At 31.3% G+C, this 17,947-nt stretch carries 12 protein-coding genes; 4 read left to right on the top strand and 8 right to left on the bottom strand.

From position 1 onward, the window contains the following. The first annotated feature begins 32 nt into the window (after positions 1–32). Together ccsA and ACEWL1_RS11300 are read left to right on the top strand one after the other, a co-directional pair. Positions 33–3,152, top strand: coding sequence for a cytochrome c biogenesis protein CcsA (ccsA, locus tag ACEWL1_RS11305; RefSeq protein WP_409233410.1), 3,120 nt, complete (start codon positions 33–35; stop codon positions 3,150–3,152). Positions 3,153–3,255: 103 nt separating this feature from the next. After that, positions 3,256–3,771, top strand: a complete 516-nt coding sequence (locus tag ACEWL1_RS11300; protein WP_409233409.1) for a DUF2892 domain-containing protein — start codon at positions 3,256–3,258, stop codon at positions 3,769–3,771. 60 nt (positions 3,772–3,831) lie between these two features. Here the strand turns inward: ACEWL1_RS11300 and ACEWL1_RS11295 are convergent, their stop codons facing one another. The 7 genes from ACEWL1_RS11295 to porU all read right to left on the bottom strand — a co-directional run bounded on the left by ACEWL1_RS11295 (position 3,832) and on the right by porU (position 13,823). Beyond that, a complete protein-coding gene (locus ACEWL1_RS11295) occupies positions 3,832–5,472 on the bottom strand; it encodes a LysM peptidoglycan-binding domain-containing protein (RefSeq protein WP_409233408.1) in 1,641 nt (546 codons plus the stop codon). Positions 5,473–5,555: 83 nt separating this feature from the next. Continuing rightward, entirely contained in the window at positions 5,556–7,091 is a 1,536-nt protein-coding gene (gene guaA, locus ACEWL1_RS11290) for a glutamine-hydrolyzing GMP synthase (protein ID WP_409233407.1), read from the bottom strand. 80 nt (positions 7,092–7,171) lie between these two features. Continuing rightward, positions 7,172–8,236: a 3-oxoacyl-ACP synthase III family protein gene (locus ACEWL1_RS11285; protein WP_409233406.1), complete on the bottom strand. Its 1,065-nt coding sequence runs from the start codon at positions 8,234–8,236 to the stop codon at positions 7,172–7,174. Positions 8,237–8,382: 146 nt separating this feature from the next. Further along, positions 8,383–8,763: a group III truncated hemoglobin gene (locus ACEWL1_RS11280; protein ID WP_409233405.1), complete on the bottom strand. Its 381-nt coding sequence runs from the start codon at positions 8,761–8,763 to the stop codon at positions 8,383–8,385. Then, positions 8,763–9,245 carry a cytidine deaminase gene (gene cdd / locus ACEWL1_RS11275; RefSeq protein ID WP_409233404.1) on the bottom strand — a complete coding sequence of 161 codons (483 nt, stop codon included), beginning with the start codon at positions 9,243–9,245 and terminating at the stop codon, positions 8,763–8,765. Before cdd ends, ACEWL1_RS11280 begins: the two co-directional genes overlap by 1 nt. Before the next feature lie 32 nt (positions 9,246–9,277). Continuing rightward, positions 9,278–10,393 carry a type IX secretion system outer membrane channel protein PorV gene (gene porV, locus ACEWL1_RS11270; RefSeq protein WP_409233403.1) on the bottom strand — a complete coding sequence of 372 codons (1,116 nt, stop codon included), beginning with the start codon at positions 10,391–10,393 and terminating at the stop codon, positions 9,278–9,280. A gap of 37 nt (positions 10,394–10,430) precedes the next feature. Beyond that, positions 10,431–13,823, bottom strand: a complete 3,393-nt coding sequence (gene porU, locus ACEWL1_RS11265; RefSeq protein WP_409233402.1) for a type IX secretion system sortase PorU — start codon at positions 13,821–13,823, stop codon at positions 10,431–10,433. 199 nt (positions 13,824–14,022) lie between these two features. Here porU and gldJ point away from each other — a divergent pair, with 199 nt between their 5' ends. Further along, positions 14,023–15,708, top strand: a complete 1,686-nt coding sequence (gldJ, locus tag ACEWL1_RS11260; RefSeq protein ID WP_409233401.1) for a gliding motility lipoprotein GldJ — start codon at positions 14,023–14,025, stop codon at positions 15,706–15,708. Between the two features lie 69 nt (positions 15,709–15,777). Beyond that, positions 15,778–17,037: a UDP-N-acetylmuramoyl-tripeptide--D-alanyl-D-alanine ligase gene (locus ACEWL1_RS11255; protein ID WP_409233400.1), complete on the top strand. Its 1,260-nt coding sequence runs from the start codon at positions 15,778–15,780 to the stop codon at positions 17,035–17,037. On the opposite strand, the gene ACEWL1_RS11250 is transcribed toward ACEWL1_RS11255, so the two are convergent. Beyond that, positions 17,020–17,880, bottom strand: coding sequence for an N-acetylglucosamine kinase (locus ACEWL1_RS11250; protein ID WP_409233399.1), 861 nt, complete (start codon positions 17,878–17,880; stop codon positions 17,020–17,022). The genes ACEWL1_RS11255 and ACEWL1_RS11250 overlap by 18 nt on opposite strands. Positions 17,881–17,947 lie beyond the last annotated feature (67 nt).

Raw genomic sequence — 17,947 nt, 5'->3', positions numbered from 1 at the left:
ATTTGTGAACTTTTATTTTACACTCTTCAAAGATGAAAAAAATCTTAAATATACTTTACTCAACACGTTTAATGGCTGTTTTATTTTTCCTATTTGCAGCTGCAATGGGTGTAGCCACTTTTATAGAAAATGATTACGGAACACAAACTTCAAAAGCTTTAGTTTACAATACTTGGTGGTTTGAAGCAATCATGATCTTCTTTGTTATCAATTTTTTTGGTAATATTTTTAGATATCGTTTACATAAAAAAGAAAAATGGCCTGTATTATTATTTCACGTATCATTTTTATTCATATTAATTGGAGCAGGAATTACTCGCTATATTGGTTATGAGGGATTGATGATTATTAAAGAAGGTGAAGTTACCAATAAATTTATTTCAGAAACAACCTATTTAAATGTTGTGATTGATGACAACTCACAACAAAAACCAACCATTCATGAACCCATATTATTATCAGCTTGGGGAACTAACAATTGGGGGTTTTCTACAAAATTCATCAATCAGGAAGTAGATTTTAAATTAGTAGAATACATCCCATGGGCAGAAAAAAAATTAGTTGAAGATGAAAATGGTGATGAATATTTATTCTTTGTAGAATCTAGCGAAGGAACAAGACACGAACATTATATTAAAAAAGGGACTTCACAAAACATCCATAATGTTTTAGTTGGATTTGATTCTGGAGAAAATTCAACCATCAATTTTACAACTGTAGATGGCGAATTAAAAATGTCTTCAAAAAAAGAAGGAACTTGGGTTAGAATGGCAGATCAAGCTAATGGAACCATCTCCAAAGATTCTTTAACTCCGTTTAAGTATCTTACTCTTCATTCTATTTCTGATTTACAATTTGTAATTCCAAAACCTGCTGAAAAAGGCGTTTTAAAAATGGTTAGTGGACCAAAAGATGACCAAAAATACGACATCATCATTGTTGATATAACCACAAATAACAAAACAGAAAGAGTTGAGTTATTAGGTGGGAAATTTAACACACAAAACTCCGAGCAAATAACTGTTGATAATTTAAATTTTAGAATGTTATATGGTTCTAAAACGTTGGAAACACCTTTTCATGTGAAATTAAGAGATTTTCAATTAGAAAAATATCCAGGATCAGAAAGTGCAGCTTCTTATGCAAGTGAAGTGACTGTAATTACAAAAGAAGAAACCTTTGATTACAGAATTTACATGAATCATATTTTAGATTATAAAGGCTATAAATTATTTCAATCTAGTTATGATAATTCTAAAGAAGTAGAAGAAACGCATTTGTCTGTAAACCATGATTTTTGGGGAACACTTTTTACTTACATCGGATATTCGATGTTGTATTTTGGTATGATTAGTATTCTATTTGCAAAAAAGACTCGTTTTGATTATTTAAAAAATACCTTGAAAAAAATCAGAAAGAAAAAAGCAGCCTTATCACTTATTGGATTGTTGTTTGTTACTGTATCTATTTCTGCTCAACATCAAGAACATGCCATATCAGAACAACAAATAGATTCCATTTTAGCCGCCAATATTGTAGATGCAAAACATGCCGATTTATTTAATAGTTTGGTCATTCAAGATGCTGGAGGAAGAATGAAACCAGCGCACACTTTTGCTTCTCAATTGGTAAGAAAAGTAACACATCAAGAGACTTTTAAAGGAATGAATCCGAGTCAAGTCTTATTATCAATCATTGAAAATCCAAGATTTTGGATTGAAGTACCAATGGTTTATTTAGAAAAAGGGAATTCTCAAATTAGAGAAATTATTGGGGTTTCAAATGATGCCACACATGCAAGATTGTCTGACTTCTTAACTAAAGAAGGTATCTATAAAATAAGAGCAAGAATTGATGAAGCTCAAAAGAAAAATGTAAAAAATAAATTTGAAAAAGATTTAATAAACATTGACAAAAGAGTTGGGTTGCTATACACGGCAATTGGTGGGCAAATCTTTAAGATTTTTCCAATTCCGAATGACGCAAACAATACTTGGGTTTCTCAACCAGAAACGTTACATGCCGGTTTTAAAGGAACAGATTCTGTTTTTGTTCGTCAGGTATTACCAGTGTATATTCAAATGCTTCAAAAATCTAAAGAATCTAAAAATTATGAACAAGCAGATAAAATTTTAGCTGGAATTAAAAACTTTCAAAAGAAATTTGGTGCTAGTGTAATTCCTTCTGATGACAAAATTGAATTAGAAATTGCTTACAATAAGTTCAGTATTTTTAGTCGATTAGCTAAATACCTAGGTTTGGCAGGTGCTTTGTTAATTATTGTGGTAATTGCACAAATATTTTCTGATAAAAAAGTATTTAATTACTTGGTAAAAGGATTGATTGGAATCATTATTGGATTGTTTGTTTTCCATACATTAGGATTAGGTGCTCGATGGTATATAAGTGGAAATGCACCTTGGAGTAATGCTTACGAATCCATTATATATGTTGCTTGGGCAACGATGCTTTTTGGTTTGTCTTTCGGAAGAAAATCTGCTTTAACAATAGCTGCAACAACATTTTTAACCGCAGTTATTTTAGCATTTGCACATCAGAACTGGTTAGATCCAGAAATTGCAAACTTACAACCTGTATTAAATTCGTACTGGTTATTAATTCACGTTTCAATTATTGTTGCTAGTTACGGACCCTTTTCTTTGGCAATGATTTTAGGGATTTTTGTATTATTCTTAATGGCTTTTACAAACGAAAAGAACAAAAATAAATTAGATTTGGCCATTAAAGAATTAACCATCATTAATGAAATGTCTATTACAGTTGGTTTAATTATGTTAACCATCGGAAACTTTTTAGGCGGAATGTGGGCCAACGAAAGTTGGGGTCGTTATTGGGGTTGGGATCCAAAAGAAACTTGGGCATTAATTAGTATTATGTTATATGCTTTTGTACTGCACATGCGCTTAATTCCTGGTTTGCGAAGTAGGTTTACATTTAACTTGTGGTCTATTATTACTTATGCATCTATTATGATGACCTATTTTGGAGTTAATTTCTACTTATCTGGATTGCATTCGTATGCAAGTGGAGATAAAGTTATTACCCCTACTTCGGTGTATTACTCTATCGGGTTTGTAGCAATATTAGGAACTTTTGCTTGGTTTAAATATAAAAAATATTATAAAAAATAAGCTCTTAATTTTAAATTTCATTATTGAAATTTGACTAGAGGTGATAGATAAAAATAAAATGAAAGCTGTATTTTTGCTTTCTTAAAAATTAAAATAACAATATATGTTTCATAAAAATTTTAAATTAATAATTGCAACTATAATTACTGCCTGGTCTGTGTACGAATTTTCGCAAGGACACATCATGAATGGAATCTCTATTTTATTATTAGCCGGAATTTTTATCCTTTTATATTTTAAAAACGAATTTATTTTATTGGCGTTTTTACAATTGCGTAAGCAAAATTTCCCTGGAGCTCAAAAATGGCTGAACTATATTAAAAACCCAAGTGCTGCCTTAACAAGAAAGCAAGAAGGTTATTATAATTTTTTACACGGAATTATGTTATCGCAAACAAATATAACACAAGCAGAAAAATATTTAAAAAAAGCGGTAAAATTAGGGTTGTCTATGGGACATGATTTAGCAATGGCAAAATTACAGTTGGCAGGAATTGCAATGACAAAAAGAAGAAAACGTGAAGCAACTATGTTAATGAACGAAGCTAAGAAATTAGACAAACAGGGTATGCTAAACGATCAAATAAAAATGATGAAACAACAGATGAAAAAAATCTAGTTTCTTATAAATAAATCAACTAAAAAAAGCTTCTGAAAAATTCAGAAGCTTTTTTTTAGTTTACTCAATTCTCTTTAAACTTAAATCTGGTTGAAATTCAAGTAAAAACAACCCTCTGTTTTGTGAAATACCAAAGAGTCTTTTCTTAAAATCGAACTTACTTTCTACTCGGTAAGAAACTCCGTCTTTGAAGGTATCATACAGGTCATTTCCTGAAGCCAAACGCATAATGACATCATAAGTAACATCAAATCCACGTGTAGCGTAATGAGAAGGCAAAGCTTTATTTTTCTGTAAATATTGTTTATTAAATACTCTAGCCGCTAAAGAACTTTCATCTACATATGTATCTGTAACATATACAAATTCTAACTGTGCAAGCTTATTATATGCAACATAATCGTACTTATTAAAACCAAATAATTTTACTTTATAGTTAATTTTTTGCTCTGGCTCCTCTCCTTCTTCTGGTTCTGGCGGATCAGGAAAACTAATCAAACTATTAATAGCATCTGAAGCAATTACATCGTTATTCGTTGCTATAATCACCCAATTATCAACCTGAGTAGAGTCTGGTTTCATCATCTTTAAAAAGCGCTCTTGGGCAATATATCCAAAATGCGGAACAATTTGATAAACTTCATTAATTGAATCGTGTTGCTTTAAAATATTTGCAATCTGATTAATTTCTGTGATCGATGCTGTTGTAGAATCGCCAACAATAATAATATTTTCGTTCTTATATTGCTTAGTAACATACGACAACAACTTCTCTTTATACAAATGTTTATCTGGCGATGTTTTTACTATTCTAGAAGAAGTAAAAGAAGTTTGAGCGTTTGAAAAGACAGGGAAAACTAATGGTGCTTTTACACTATTTGCTAATTTTATCGTTTCATCAGAGTAAATTGAACCAATAATTACATCTTTATCGTCTAAAGAATTCTCTGTAATAATATCGTTAATTTTAGTATTTCTATCTTCTGTATCAAAAACAGTAAAATCAATTTGAATTCCTTGATTTCTTAATGAATCTATTGCTAATTCTGCACCAAGATAAAAATCAGTGACAATATTTGGCAACGCTCTATTTTTAAAAATATCTTGTGATGAAACGGTGTCAAATACTTTTGCTCTAAAAGGCAGTAATAATGCAACCTTTAGCACAGCATCATTCACAATGCTATCCTTATAGATTATGTCAATTCTCTCCCCTTCTACCCGTTTTTTAATCTTTAATACTGAACCAAGTTTTAATCCCTCAGTTAAAGTTGGATTTAACGCTAATAAATCTGATTTTAACACATTATAATATCTCGTTAAACTGTAAAAGGTATCGCCTTTACGAACTTTATGAATTATAAAATCTTCGTTTAAATCTTCAATATCATCTAGCTTTTTTATACGATCAGTATCAACTTGAATGGTATCTTTTACAACAATATCTTTCGAATTATCGCTTTTCTCTAGAAGTTTAATTGAGTTTTTATTTGGAATAAAAATCTCTGTATCTGGTTTTGGTCTTCTTCCAACATCAGGATTTAAGGTCAGTAAATCTTTAGTAGCAATATCTAGTTTTTTTGCAATGGTTCGCATAGTTTCACCTTTCTTCACCTTATAAGTGATGTACTTTTTTTGCTGCCCACAAGAAACTGCAATGGTAAAAACAAAAAGGGTAACTAATAATTTAAAATGCTTCATGTAATTTATTTTTCTGCTATTAGAAAACGTTTTTATAGCTAGCAACTTCTGTAGTATAACACAAAAAATGCCCACTTAGTATATTATTCCCACTCAATTGTTGCTGGTGGTTTAGAGCTTATGTCGTACACAACTCTATTTACACCTTTTACTTTATTAATAATATCGTTAGATGTTTTTTGCAAAAATTCATACGGTAAATTAACCCAATCTGCTGTCATTCCATCTGTACTTTCTACAGCTCTTAAAGCTACAACTTTTTCGTAAGTTCTTTCATCTCCCATAACTCCCACTGAGTTTACAGGCAATAAAATAGCTCCCGCTTGCCAAACTTTATCGTACAATCCGCTGGCTTTTAATCCATTGATAAAAACGGCGTCTACCTCTTGTAAAATTTGTACTTTTTCTCTTGTTATGTCACCTAAAATTCTAATTCCTAAACCTGGACCAGGAAAAGGATGTCTTCCTAATAGTTCTTTATCAACCCCCATTGATGCTCCAACTCTACGAACCTCATCTTTAAAAATCATACGCAAAGGCTCTACAATTTTTAATTTCATAAAATCTGGTAAACCTCCAACATTATGGTGGCTCTTAATGGTTGCAGACGGTCCACCATTTACAGAAACCGATTCTATCACGTCTGGATAAATAGTTCCTTGTGCCAACCACTTTGCATCATCTATTTGATGTGCTTCTGCATCAAAAACTTCAATAAACGCATTTCCAATTGCTTTTCTTTTTGCTTCTGGTTCAGAAATTCCTTTTAATGCATCCATAAAACGATCAGATGCATCAACACCTTTTACGTTTAAGCCCATTCCTTCGTATTGCTTCAACACATCAGTAAATTCGTTTTTACGAAGTAGGCCATTATTTACAAAAATACAATGTAAATTTTCTCCAATTGCTTTGTGTAATAAAACTGCTGCAACGGTAGAATCAACTCCGCCAGACAATCCTAAAACAACTTTTTCTGTTCCAACTTTTGCTCTAATTTTCTCAACAGTACTTTCTACAAAAGAATCTGGCGTCCACGTTTGTGCAACTCCGGCTATTTTTACTAAAAAGTTTTCTAACAATTGCTTTCCATCTGTAGAATGATACACTTCTGGATGAAACTGAATTGCAAAGGTTTGTTCGCCTTCAATTTTATACGCTGCATTTTCAACATCATTTGTGCTTGCTAAACGCAAACCATTTGTTGGCAATTCTTTGATGGTATCTGAATGACTCATCCAAACTTGGCTTCCCTTAGAAATATTTTCAAAGAAAATTTCATCTTCTTTTACATAAGATAAATTTGCTCTTCCGTATTCTCTTGTGTTTGATTGACCAACCAATCCGCCAGAAAAATGCGCTAAATATTGTGCACCATAACAAACAGCCAACAGTGGTTTTTTTCCTCTAATTTCAGATAAATCTGGATGTGGTGGATCTTCAGAACGAACCGAAGATGGACTTCCAGAAAGGATTACTGCTTTAAAATTTGTTAAATCTTTGGGTGGATTGTTGTACGGATGAATCTCACAATAAATGTTTAATTCTCTAACTCTACGCGCAATTAGTTGCGTGTATTGCGAACCGAAATCTAATATAAGTACGTTGTGTTGTTGCATGCGCAAAAATACTACAAGAATTTAGATTTTTTTACAAGAATTTTCATTTTTTTTATTCACATAAAAATGAAAATTAGTGTTTAAAATTGATACACAATTGCGTTGATATTCATTCCAGAACCTACAGAAGCAAAAATAACCACATCGCCCTTATGAACTTCTTGATGTTCTATGTGACCTTTTAAAACTAAGTCTAATAAAGTTGGAACGGTTGCCACAGAACTATTACCAAACTTATGAATATTCATAGGCATTACTCCATCAGGAACTTGCTGTTTAAACAACCTATAAAACCGTTTGATAATTGCTTCATCCATTTTTTCATTTGCTTGATGAATGAACACCTTTTTAACATCATTAATATGAACTCCACTTTTATCTAAAGCTGATTTCATTGCTGTCGGAACGTGGTTTAGAGCAAACTCGTAAATTTTACGCCCTTCCATTTTAATGTATTTTTCATCTTCAGTAGCATCTACTTCATTCGATTTCCCAAAGTATAAATAATATGCTTCTTCTTTTGAAAAAGTTTGTGTTGCGTGACTTAAAATACCGATATTACTTTCTTCAATAGCTTCTAAAATACAAGCGCCAGCTCCATCACTAAATATCATAGAATCTCTATCGCTTTTATCAACAACTCTCGATAAAGTTTCTGCTCCAATAACCAAGGCTTTTTTGGCCATTCCTGCTTTTATAAATGCATGTGCTTGGATAACACCTTCAATCCAACCTGGACAACCAAATAAGATATCATAGGCAACACAATTTGGATTTTCTATTCCTAAACTATGTTTTACTCTTGTTGCTAAACTTGGTAAAATATCGCTTTGTCCTGCCGGATTTTTTACATCACCAAAGTTATGAGCTAAAATAATATAATCTAATTCTTCTGGATTAACCCCTGAATCTTCAATTGCTTTTTGAGCAGCAAAAAAAGCCAAATCTGAAGTTGAATATTTACTCGCTGCATATCTTCTTTCTTCAATTCCAGTAATTGATTTGAATTTTTCTATAATTACATCATTACTCGTTTCAAATTTAGAGCCATCTTCATTTAAAAATTCGTGTTCTAAAAACCTATCGTTTCCTTGAACAACTGTTGGAACGTAACAACCAGTTCCTGTAATTTTTGAATTCATCATTATTATTGCTAATTTAAACCTTAAACAAGGTAAGACTTTTTACATTATTAATATAAAAATAGCGTGTTCTTTTATTGATTTTTATGGATCCTCTAAAATTGAGAATTCATTTTTATTAAATATAAATTAAAAAAAAATAATTTAAACTATTCGTATAATTTAAATTTTACTTGCATTACCATGGCAATAGAATTGGCTCTGTCTTTCATGTTTTGAGCAACTTGGCCTTCAAAAGAAGCATTAATTGTAGTTGTTAAATAACCTAACCATTTGGTAAAATGTTCTTTTTTAAAACGGACTTTTTTATCAAAATCTAAATGTTTTTGGAGCACATTGTTTTTGTAAGTATTGGTGTTAAGCAAAATATCTTGCCAAAAATCTGAAATAACATCAATGTGCTTTTCTAAATGATTTTGTTTTACAATCTCTTCAAAAAAAGGAATCATTTCTGAATCTGAAGTCAACTTGTTATAAAACTCAGTAATGATAAAATGGATATCTTCTCTTGATGAAATATCTTTTTTCATTATAAATAAGTACTATCAAATGAAAAAGGCAATAAAGACAACAACGATTTAGTTCTTACAATTTTACCAACCTCGCCCATAAAATAAATTTCTATTGGTTCTTTTTGATTGATTTCGTATTCCGATAATGTTTGTCTACATGCGCCACAAGGACCAACGGGTCTATCTACTTTAGAAATACTAGAACTTGCAGTAATTACCAATTGTTTTACCTTCACTCCAGGAAAATCTGAACCAGCTTTCCAAATTGCAACCCTTTCTGCACACATTCCAGATGGATATGCTGCACTTTCTTGATTGTTTCCTAAAACAATTTGATTGTTTTCTAATAACAATGCTGCACCAACACTAAATTTAGAATAGGGTGCGTATGCATTTTTACGAGCTTCAATTGCTTTATTCATAAGCATTTGAATGTTTGAAGGCAATTCTGAAACATCTTCATAGACGGTTGCAGAAGCTACTACATCAATTTTTTTCATATAAAATGTTAACTAGTGTACAAACGAAGATACTAATAATCATCATAAATTTCGCCTAAATCAAACGATAAAGAAAATCGTAAGGTGTTTTCTAAAGGATGATTTACATTTGAAGAGTTCATTAGATATGATAAATCTAACGAAAAAGATCTTGCTTTAAATCCGCCACCCATCGTAAAGTATTGTCTATTACCTTTATCTTCACTTTCGTGGTAATATCCTGCTCTTAAAGCAAAAGCATTATTGTACAAATATTCTGCACCTAAAGCATAGGTAAATTCTTTTATTTCTTCGCTAAATCCGCCAGGCGCATCACCAAAAGAGGAGAACATTCCAGAAATAAATCCTTTGTCTTTATCAGAATTATCTGGCTGTGGAGTTGGCACTAACAATTTTGTAGTTTCTAAATTGATTCCGATAATATTATAATCATCTAAGATAAAATCAAAACCACCACCCAATCTTAAATTGGTTGGAATAAAATCTTCTTTTCCTGGAACATAAGAAACTTTTGGGCCGATGTTAGATATATTAAACCCTAAACGATATCTTCCATTAAATGTTCCGTAGTTTTCTTCTAGAGATCTATAATACCCCGAAACATCTACCGAAAAAGAATTGATTGCTTTGATGTTTGGGTTTTGAACACTCAATTTATAATTAGAATGAATGTATCGCAAACCAACACCCATAGAAAAGGTTTCACTTAATTTTAAAGCATACGATCCAGAAACTGCTAATTCGTTTGGATTTTCTGTTCCGATTGAATTTCCGCTAGAATCTGTCAATTCAATTTTCCCTAAAGAAAAATACTTAAAATCTACAGCCCAAGCTGCATTTTCGCTAAACCTATTCACATAAGATAATCCTCCTACAAAAATATCATCTACCAAATTACGCAACCAAGGCGTATAATTTACACCAATACTAATTTGATTTGTATTAAATGCAATTTTAGATGGATTGTGAAATAATGAAAATGCATCCGATGAAGTTGCAACTCCAATATCTCCCATTCCTCCTGCTCTTGCATCTGGAGTAATTAATAAAAACGGCGCAGCTGTTGTAATTGAGTTAGATTGACTTTGTATGGTGTTTACAACCATAAAACACACTATTATTGTAGATAGTAAGTAACTTTTTTTCATTTTTAAATTTTAGGTTTGTTGTAATCAAGCAAGGAGACTAAAGTATGACTAATTTTTCATATTTTTCTGAATACTGATTACTTATCGTTGATTTTACTTTTAATTTATAGATATAAACTCCTTTTCCTAATCGGTTACCAAAATCGTCTAGACCATTCCAATTGATACTTCTAGATAAATTTCCAGTTGTTTGAATTCTGCTATTTATTGTTTTGATAATTTTTCCAGAAATGGTAAAAATTTGAACTTGTACTTCTAGTGGTTCGTTTGGCTTGTTATGATTGAACCAAAACTCGGTATAATCCACAAACGGATTTGGATAATTTAACACATTCTCTAACACCAATCCGCTATCGCTAACAACCTTAAAATTTAACGTCGCTTCAGATGAATTATTATACGTGTCCCAAGCTTTTATTTTTAGCGTGTGATTTCCAACAGCTAAATCTCGTAATTGATACACCACTTTTCCTTTGGTGAAATCGTTTAATTCGGTTTCGTAATAATCGTTTAATATAATTGGATTTGCTTGATCGCCGTCCAAAATTGCTACGATATCATGATCGATGGACGTAATTGACGTATTTATTCCGCTTACATCTGATAATGAAACGATTAAATTTGGAGATGTGTTCGTATTACCGCCTTCTATAAAAGATTCGTCATTCATAAAAATCGACAACTCAGGTCCAACGGTATCACTAGTTGCATTTGGATTAATTCCGCCAACAACAACATCAAAGTTTGCTCCAGATTTATCTTCCTTTTCATCAGACGCATAAAAACTTAATTTTCCTTTACCGTAAGCAACTTTAATATCTTTTGGCACAATAAAATCGAATTTAAAAGTACCGTTTGTAACACTAGATTTTCCTCTAAACAGTTTACTTTCTCTAGAATCAAAATCCATTTTAATGCCAAAATTATTATTGTCTAACGTTGTTTTATGAATTGGTTTGTCAAATACTGTTGTAGATAATGTACCGTTAAAATTGGTAAGCACTTGATTTATATTATCGGTTACAACTCCTTCAAAACTCACTTTAGACAAGGCTTTTAACGTATCTAAAGATTGAGTAATATTAATGCCATTCATTTTGGTGATTTGAACATTTGGCTTTGGAATTGCCAATTTCATTGCTGGATCTCCTAAATAGTAAATAAAGAACTTTTGAAAACTAGAAAATCCATTTTTTGCTGCCATTAAAGATGCTGCAATTGATTCATCCTCTCCATTAAATTGTAATAAAATCTTCAACAAGCGTTCGTTAAAACTTTGTCCTGTAGAAATAAAAACTTCTCTTGTTGTGGTAATTAAACTTGCTGCGCCACCATTTTTATTCCAAAAGATTAGCTCACCAGCAGTAGTTCTTAACGGATTATCGAATCTAGAAAACTCGCAAGTTACTGTGATAAATAAGGGCAATGTTTTTGGGTTTTTAAACCCTTGAATTTGCGGAACTTCTAAAATGCGTTCGCTTGCAAAACCATCTTCACCTCCATGTCCGAAATAATCTAAGACCAAAGTACCTTTTTCAATAGCATTTGTTAATGCGATATTTACCTGCGGATAACGTTCGCCACCAGAAGAATTTTCTTGTTTATATGCATCCGCGTAAATTTTATTGATGTTAAAAATAGGTTTGTGTTTTTTAATAGAATCCGCAATTCTTTCTACTCCAGCCTGCAATGTTTCTTCTCCGTTTGCATCAATATCGTCTGCAACCAACGTAATGGTATTTCTCCAATCTCCAAAAGAAGCTGTATTGTAATAACTTAAAATTTTATCTACAACCTCAGATGCTTGTTGCACAGTAGAAACCGGAATTCTACCGGAAGCAACATCAATGGTATCTGATGTTAACATCAATCCTTCATTTGGATCTAACATTACAAAATAATCATCCGTAACATAAGAAGTTGCCAAGTTAAAGCTCTGAGAAGATTCAAAAACTGGTACAATATTATTGTTATCGGTAATTCTATCTTTATAATCGTAAGAGCCATCACCAAAAAAACATACATATTTTAATTTACTCGCTGCAGTAGAGTTTGAATGGTAAATACGTTTAAGAAAATCTCTAACAGCGGTAATATCTGGAGCACCAGAACCAAATTCATTATAAATCTCGGAAAGCTGAATCACTTTTGTTGATAAGCCAGAATTGTCTTGGTGATAATCTGCCAACCTTTGTGCCTGCCCAAACAACTCATCATTGGTAATAACAATATAATTTATGTCTTTTAACCCGTGTAAATTTTGATTTTTTACCAACGGATTCTCTGTAACTTTTGGCGTAAAATAATCAGATTGATTAATGGCAATGAATTCATTTAAAACTCCGCCATTTGTTCTAAATGTAAAATCATTTCCAGTTGATGAATTAAGAATTTTCTTAGGGTTGATAGGATCAGTAACATCCCAAAGCTGAGAAATATTTGCTGCGTTTTGTATTTGATATGCTACAATTCCCTTTGTCTTAAATGCTTCAAAGCTTCTGAACGAAAATTGTTTCCCATCGGCAATTAATTGTTTTTTTCCAACAATTTCTATATAATCTAAATATGCTTTTGCACCCGGATTTCCATTATTATTATAAGTGACAGAAACGTTAATTGCGTCGGAATTTACATTGATGTCTGAAGAGTTAAAATTTGGATACCCTAAAGTTAACGAGCCATTTGCCACGCCAGGGAAACTAATTGAAAATGCATTTTGAGTATTTACTTTTACTTCTATTGTAGAAGACAAAGCAGATATTGCTGCACCAGCAACTTTTACTTTAATGGGATAATTTGTGTCGATTGTTTTAAAATCTAAGATAAAATTTTGAACATTTTCTACACTAAAATCTTCTCCAAACCATTGGGTTCCTATTGCAAATAAGTTTCTGGTTTCTTTTTCATAAAATACAAAATCATCAAAAATAGAAATGGTTTTTGTAGCAGGATTGGTGTTCGTTGGCAATTCTGTAATTCGTTTACCGTTGGTTTCTGCAACCGTTAAAAAATAATACGCTTTGTCAGAGAAAATATTTTGACGATGACTTGCTGTTTCTAAATTTGGATTCAAAACCCAATCATGAGGTCCTTTTGCATAAAAAAGAATAAAATCCTCTGAATTAAAAACACCATCATCTTCACCTTCAATATAAATTGCGTTTTCTTGTAAATCAGCATATCTAAAATCACTGTTTTTTTGAGGTAACATGGCACCACCATTTCCGTAAATTTTAATGTTTTTTGGGTTTAAATTTGCGGTATTAATTCCCATTTTTTGAAGTAGCGAAACATCAATCTTAAAAACACCAGTTGTATCCACAGAAAACTTATACCAATTGCCGTTAGACAAAACAGAATTTGTAGTTTGCGAAAAACTTAAGGCGCTAAAACCCATAAGTGCTAAAAAAAGGAATTGTATTTTTCTCATTTGTTCATCAAAATAACGCTGTAAAGTTTACGATATTTTAAGCTAATGCAAGAATACTTATAATAAAGGTAAAAAACAATCGTTTATAATTTGAATAATTGAAACAGCTTGTAAAAAAAGTTAATTATCTTGGTAGAAAACATAATTATTGTAAATTGCAAAGCTAAATAAAAACCCTAAATAGATTTAAATAAGATACATGAAAAACTTATTGAAATTTTCTTTATTAGTAATTGTTAGTTTAACACTTACTAACTGTCAAACTTGTACAGACTGTACTTCTTCTTTAACTGGATGGAAATTTAACAATCCAGATTACGGAAACTATATAAAAGGTAAATCTTTTGAAGGCTCTAAACCACCAAATGGAATGGTAGCAATTGAAGGTGGAACTTTTACAATGGGACAAGTACAAGATGATGTAATGTTTGAGTGGAATACAACTCCTAAAAAAATGCACATTCGTTCTTTTTATATGGATGAAGCAGAAGTAACCAATGCAGAATATGTATTGTTTATGCAATATACCAAGAATGTATATCCACCTGAAGACCCAAAGTACAAACACATCTATAATTCTGTTTTACCAGACACATTGGTTTGGAGAAAAAGCTTAGGAAATACCGATTTATTATCTGAAAATTATTTACGCCATCCAGCATATGCTGATTATCCTGTTGTTGGAGTTAGTTGGTTGCAAGCAACACAATATTGCAAATGGAGAACAAATGCCGTAAACTTAAAAATCTTAATGGACAAAGGTGTTATAAAAAACATCTGGAAAATGGATTCAATTGATTTTAAAGGAAAAAATGTTTTTGACACAGATGTTTATTTAGACAATCCATATGCCTTATTTGATGGAGATTCTACCATTTACAAAAAAGGATTGCCAAACAATGTTAAAAGAAAAAGAGGAGAACCAAGACCAGAAAGAGGAGCTTTTACGGGAAGACAAGTAACATCTTCTGATGGAATTTTAGCACAAAAATACCGTTTACCAACTGAAGCAGAATGGGAATATGCTGCAAAATCAATTATTGAAACCAGAGAATACAACAATCTTAGAGGAAGAAAAAAATACGCTTGGGCAGGAAAATACACAAGAGACAAATCTAAAAGATACAAAGGAGATCAATTGGCAAACTTTAAGCAATCTAAAGGAGATTATAGTGGTTTGGCTGGTTGGAGTAGCGATGGTTCTGACATTCCGATTAAAGTAAAATCATATCCACCAAATGCATTTGGATTGTATGATATGTCTGGTAATGTTGCAGAATGGGTAGCTGATGTTTACAGACCTCATATAGATGTTGAAGCAAATGATTTTAATTATTTTAGAGGTAATATTTTTACTAAAAAAATGATTAACAAGGATGGTAAAGTTGTTATTGTAGATGAAAACTCTATTGAATATGACACGTTAGATAACGGAAAAATAATTCCGTTGTATTTACCAGGAAGCATTAAATATGTTCCTATTACAAAAGATGAAATATACATGAGAAGAAATTACGGAGTCGCTGACAATTCTAATTTAGGTGATGGCGACAGAAATTCTTCAAGGTTTTATCAATCAGATTTAACACAATTTGCAAACGACCCTGCAATGTATAATTCTCCTAAAACCCCAAGAGATGAAAGAGATAGTATTGGAAATATTGTTAAAAAATATGATTCTAAATTTAGATCTACATTAATTGGAGACAATACAAGAGTTTACAAAGGTGGTTCATGGAGCGATAGAGAATACTGGTTAGACCCAGCACAAAGAAGGTATTTGCCAGAATACATGTCTACAAATTATATTGGTTTTAGATGTGTTACTGATAGAGTTGGCCCAATGACCTACCAAAGAAGAACAGCCAGAAGCGCAAGAAGGTAATTTTTACTTTTCAAAAAAATAATAGGCCTCATTGTATGTTATTACAGTGAGGTTTTTTATATTTAAAATATGAATATTGAAGCTTTATACAACATCTATTCTCAACATTATCTAGTTGATACAGATTCTCGAAAAATTAGAAAGAATACCGTTTACTTTGCCTTAAAGGGAGAGAATTTCAATGGAAATATGTTTGCCGAGCAAGCAATTTCTAAGGGTGCGCTATATAGTATTGTTGATGAAGAAAAGTATGCAACATCAAAAAAAATTATTTTAGTTGATAATGTTTTAGAAACACTACAACAACTGTCTAAATATCATAGAAATAAATTAAACATCCCCATTATTGGATTAACTGGAAGTAATGGCAAAACAACAACCAAAGAACTCATCAATGCTGTTTTAGAAACTCAGTATAAAACAACAGCAACTGTTGGCAATTTAAACAATCATATAGGCGTGCCTTTAACCTTGTTATCTATGACACCAAAAACAGAAATTGGGATTGTAGAAATGGGCGCAAATCATCCTAAAGAAATAGCATTTTTATGCGCTATTGCAGCTCCAGATTTTGGTTATATCACAAATTTTGGAAAAGCACATTTAGAAGGTTTTGGTAATATTGAAGGAGTTATTAACGCTAAATCGGAACTTTATGAGTATTTAAAAAGTACCGATAAAACAGTTTTTGTCAATACAAATGATGCAATTCAGGTAGCAAAAACAAAAAAAAGCAACACAATCTCGTTAAACAAATCCATACAGTTTATTGACGCAAATCCATTTGTAAAGATTCAGTTTGAAAATCAAATCATTCAAACCAATTTAATTGGCAGTTATAACTTTAGTAATATTTCTGCAGCAATTACTATTGGTCATTATTTTAAAATAACAAACAAGCATATTAAAAAAGCATTAGAAAATTATCAGTCAACAAACAATCGCTCTCAAATAATCAGAACAAAAAATAACAATACTATTATTTTAGATGCTTATAATGCTAACCCAACCAGCATGAAAGCGGCATTAGATAATTTTAGCGCGATAAAATCTGACTACAAAATTGCAATTCTGGGAGACATGTTCGAACTCGGAAAAGAAAGCGATGAAGAACATCAATATATAAGTAATTATTGCCGTGAATTAGAATTAGAAAATGTTATTTTAGCTGGAAACTTATTCTATAAAACAACAACACGGTTTACAAAATTTCAATCATTTGATTTATTGCAAAATTATTTAAAAAATAAAACCATTCAAGATCATCATATCTTGATAAAAGGTTCTAGAGGAATGGCTTTGGAAAGAACATTAGATTTTATCGATTGATTTTTTTTTATGGTATTGCACCAAATTATCGATTGGTTTTTGAATAACATCTGTAATTTTTAAATTGTATTTACCAGCAACATCTTCTAAAATATTTCTAAAATAAAAGGCAATAGAACCGATAAAATAAATTGGCGTTTCAGGGGGTTTATTTAATGGTAAAATTCGATATTTAAAAAAGGTTTTAAATCCTTTTTTAATCATTTTCCGAATGTATTTTTCACTTTTATGCTCAAACATAAACTTCGCAAAACTAGCTAAATACATATTCGGATTTTCTTGTCTATACAGCTTAAATTTAACTGTATCAACATCTAAATTAAATTCATTTTTAAATTTTGAAGCAATCGTTTTTGGCATAGTTTCGTAATAAAAATCTCTCAATAAAATTTTACCAAAATAATTTCCGCTTGCCTCATCCATAATTGTATACCCTAACGAAGCTGTTTTCATTTCTAAATGTTCTCCATCAAAATAACAACTATTAGACCCCGTTCCTAAAATACAGACAATTGCTGGTTTTACTCCAGATGTAGCATATACTGCAGCCAACATATCTTCTGCTACAACAATTTTTGCATTGATAAAAATGGCTTCTAAAATATCTTTTAAAATTTTAACCGGAATTGGCGTCCCACATCCAGCTCCATAAAAATGGATTTCAGAAATTTGTTCTTTAATCTTTATTAATTGAGAAACAATTAAAATTCTTTTTTGCAATTCATTTTCTGAAACTACAGCAGGATTTAAACCAAGAGATTTAACTCTAAAAACCTCTTCTCTATTCGAATTAAGTGCAATCCAATCAACTTTTGTAGAACCGCCATCAGCAATTAAAATCATAAAAAACTATATAAGGAATTCAAATATATTATAACAAACCCGAATAAACAATGATATAAAAGATTAG

It is taken from the genome of Polaribacter gochangensis, assembly GCF_046224025.1.
GTDB lineage: Bacteria > Bacteroidota > Bacteroidia > Flavobacteriales > Flavobacteriaceae > Polaribacter > Polaribacter gochangensis.
The sequence above is the reverse complement of the archived record's forward strand: the minus strand, read 5'-3'. Positions and strand labels throughout refer to the sequence as shown.

Bases quoted from the DNA above. Each gene is read 5' to 3' on its own strand.
- ccsA (WP_409233410.1), top strand. From the start codon at position 33: ATGAAAAAAATCTTAAATATACTTTACTCAACACGTTTAATGGCTGTT.
- ACEWL1_RS11300 (WP_409233409.1), top strand. From the start codon at position 3,256: ATGTTTCATAAAAATTTTAAATTAATAATTGCAACTATAATTACTGCC.
- ACEWL1_RS11295 (WP_409233408.1), bottom strand. From the start codon at position 5,472: ATGAAGCATTTTAAATTATTAGTTACCCTTTTTGTTTTTACCATTGCA.
- guaA (WP_409233407.1), bottom strand. From the start codon at position 7,091: ATGCAACAACACAACGTACTTATATTAGATTTCGGTTCGCAATACACG.
- ACEWL1_RS11285 (WP_409233406.1), bottom strand. From the start codon at position 8,236: ATGATGAATTCAAAAATTACAGGAACTGGTTGTTACGTTCCAACAGTT.
- ACEWL1_RS11280 (WP_409233405.1), bottom strand. From the start codon at position 8,763: ATGAAAAAAGATATTTCATCAAGAGAAGATATCCATTTTATCATTACT.
- cdd (WP_409233404.1), bottom strand. From the start codon at position 9,245: ATGAAAAAAATTGATGTAGTAGCTTCTGCAACCGTCTATGAAGATGTT.
- porV (WP_409233403.1), bottom strand. From the start codon at position 10,393: ATGAAAAAAAGTTACTTACTATCTACAATAATAGTGTGTTTTATGGTT.
- porU (WP_409233402.1), bottom strand. From the start codon at position 13,823: ATGAGAAAAATACAATTCCTTTTTTTAGCACTTATGGGTTTTAGCGCC.
- gldJ (WP_409233401.1), top strand. From the start codon at position 14,023: ATGAAAAACTTATTGAAATTTTCTTTATTAGTAATTGTTAGTTTAACA.
- ACEWL1_RS11255 (WP_409233400.1), top strand. From the start codon at position 15,778: ATGAATATTGAAGCTTTATACAACATCTATTCTCAACATTATCTAGTT.
- ACEWL1_RS11250 (WP_409233399.1), bottom strand. From the start codon at position 17,880: ATGATTTTAATTGCTGATGGCGGTTCTACAAAAGTTGATTGGATTGCA.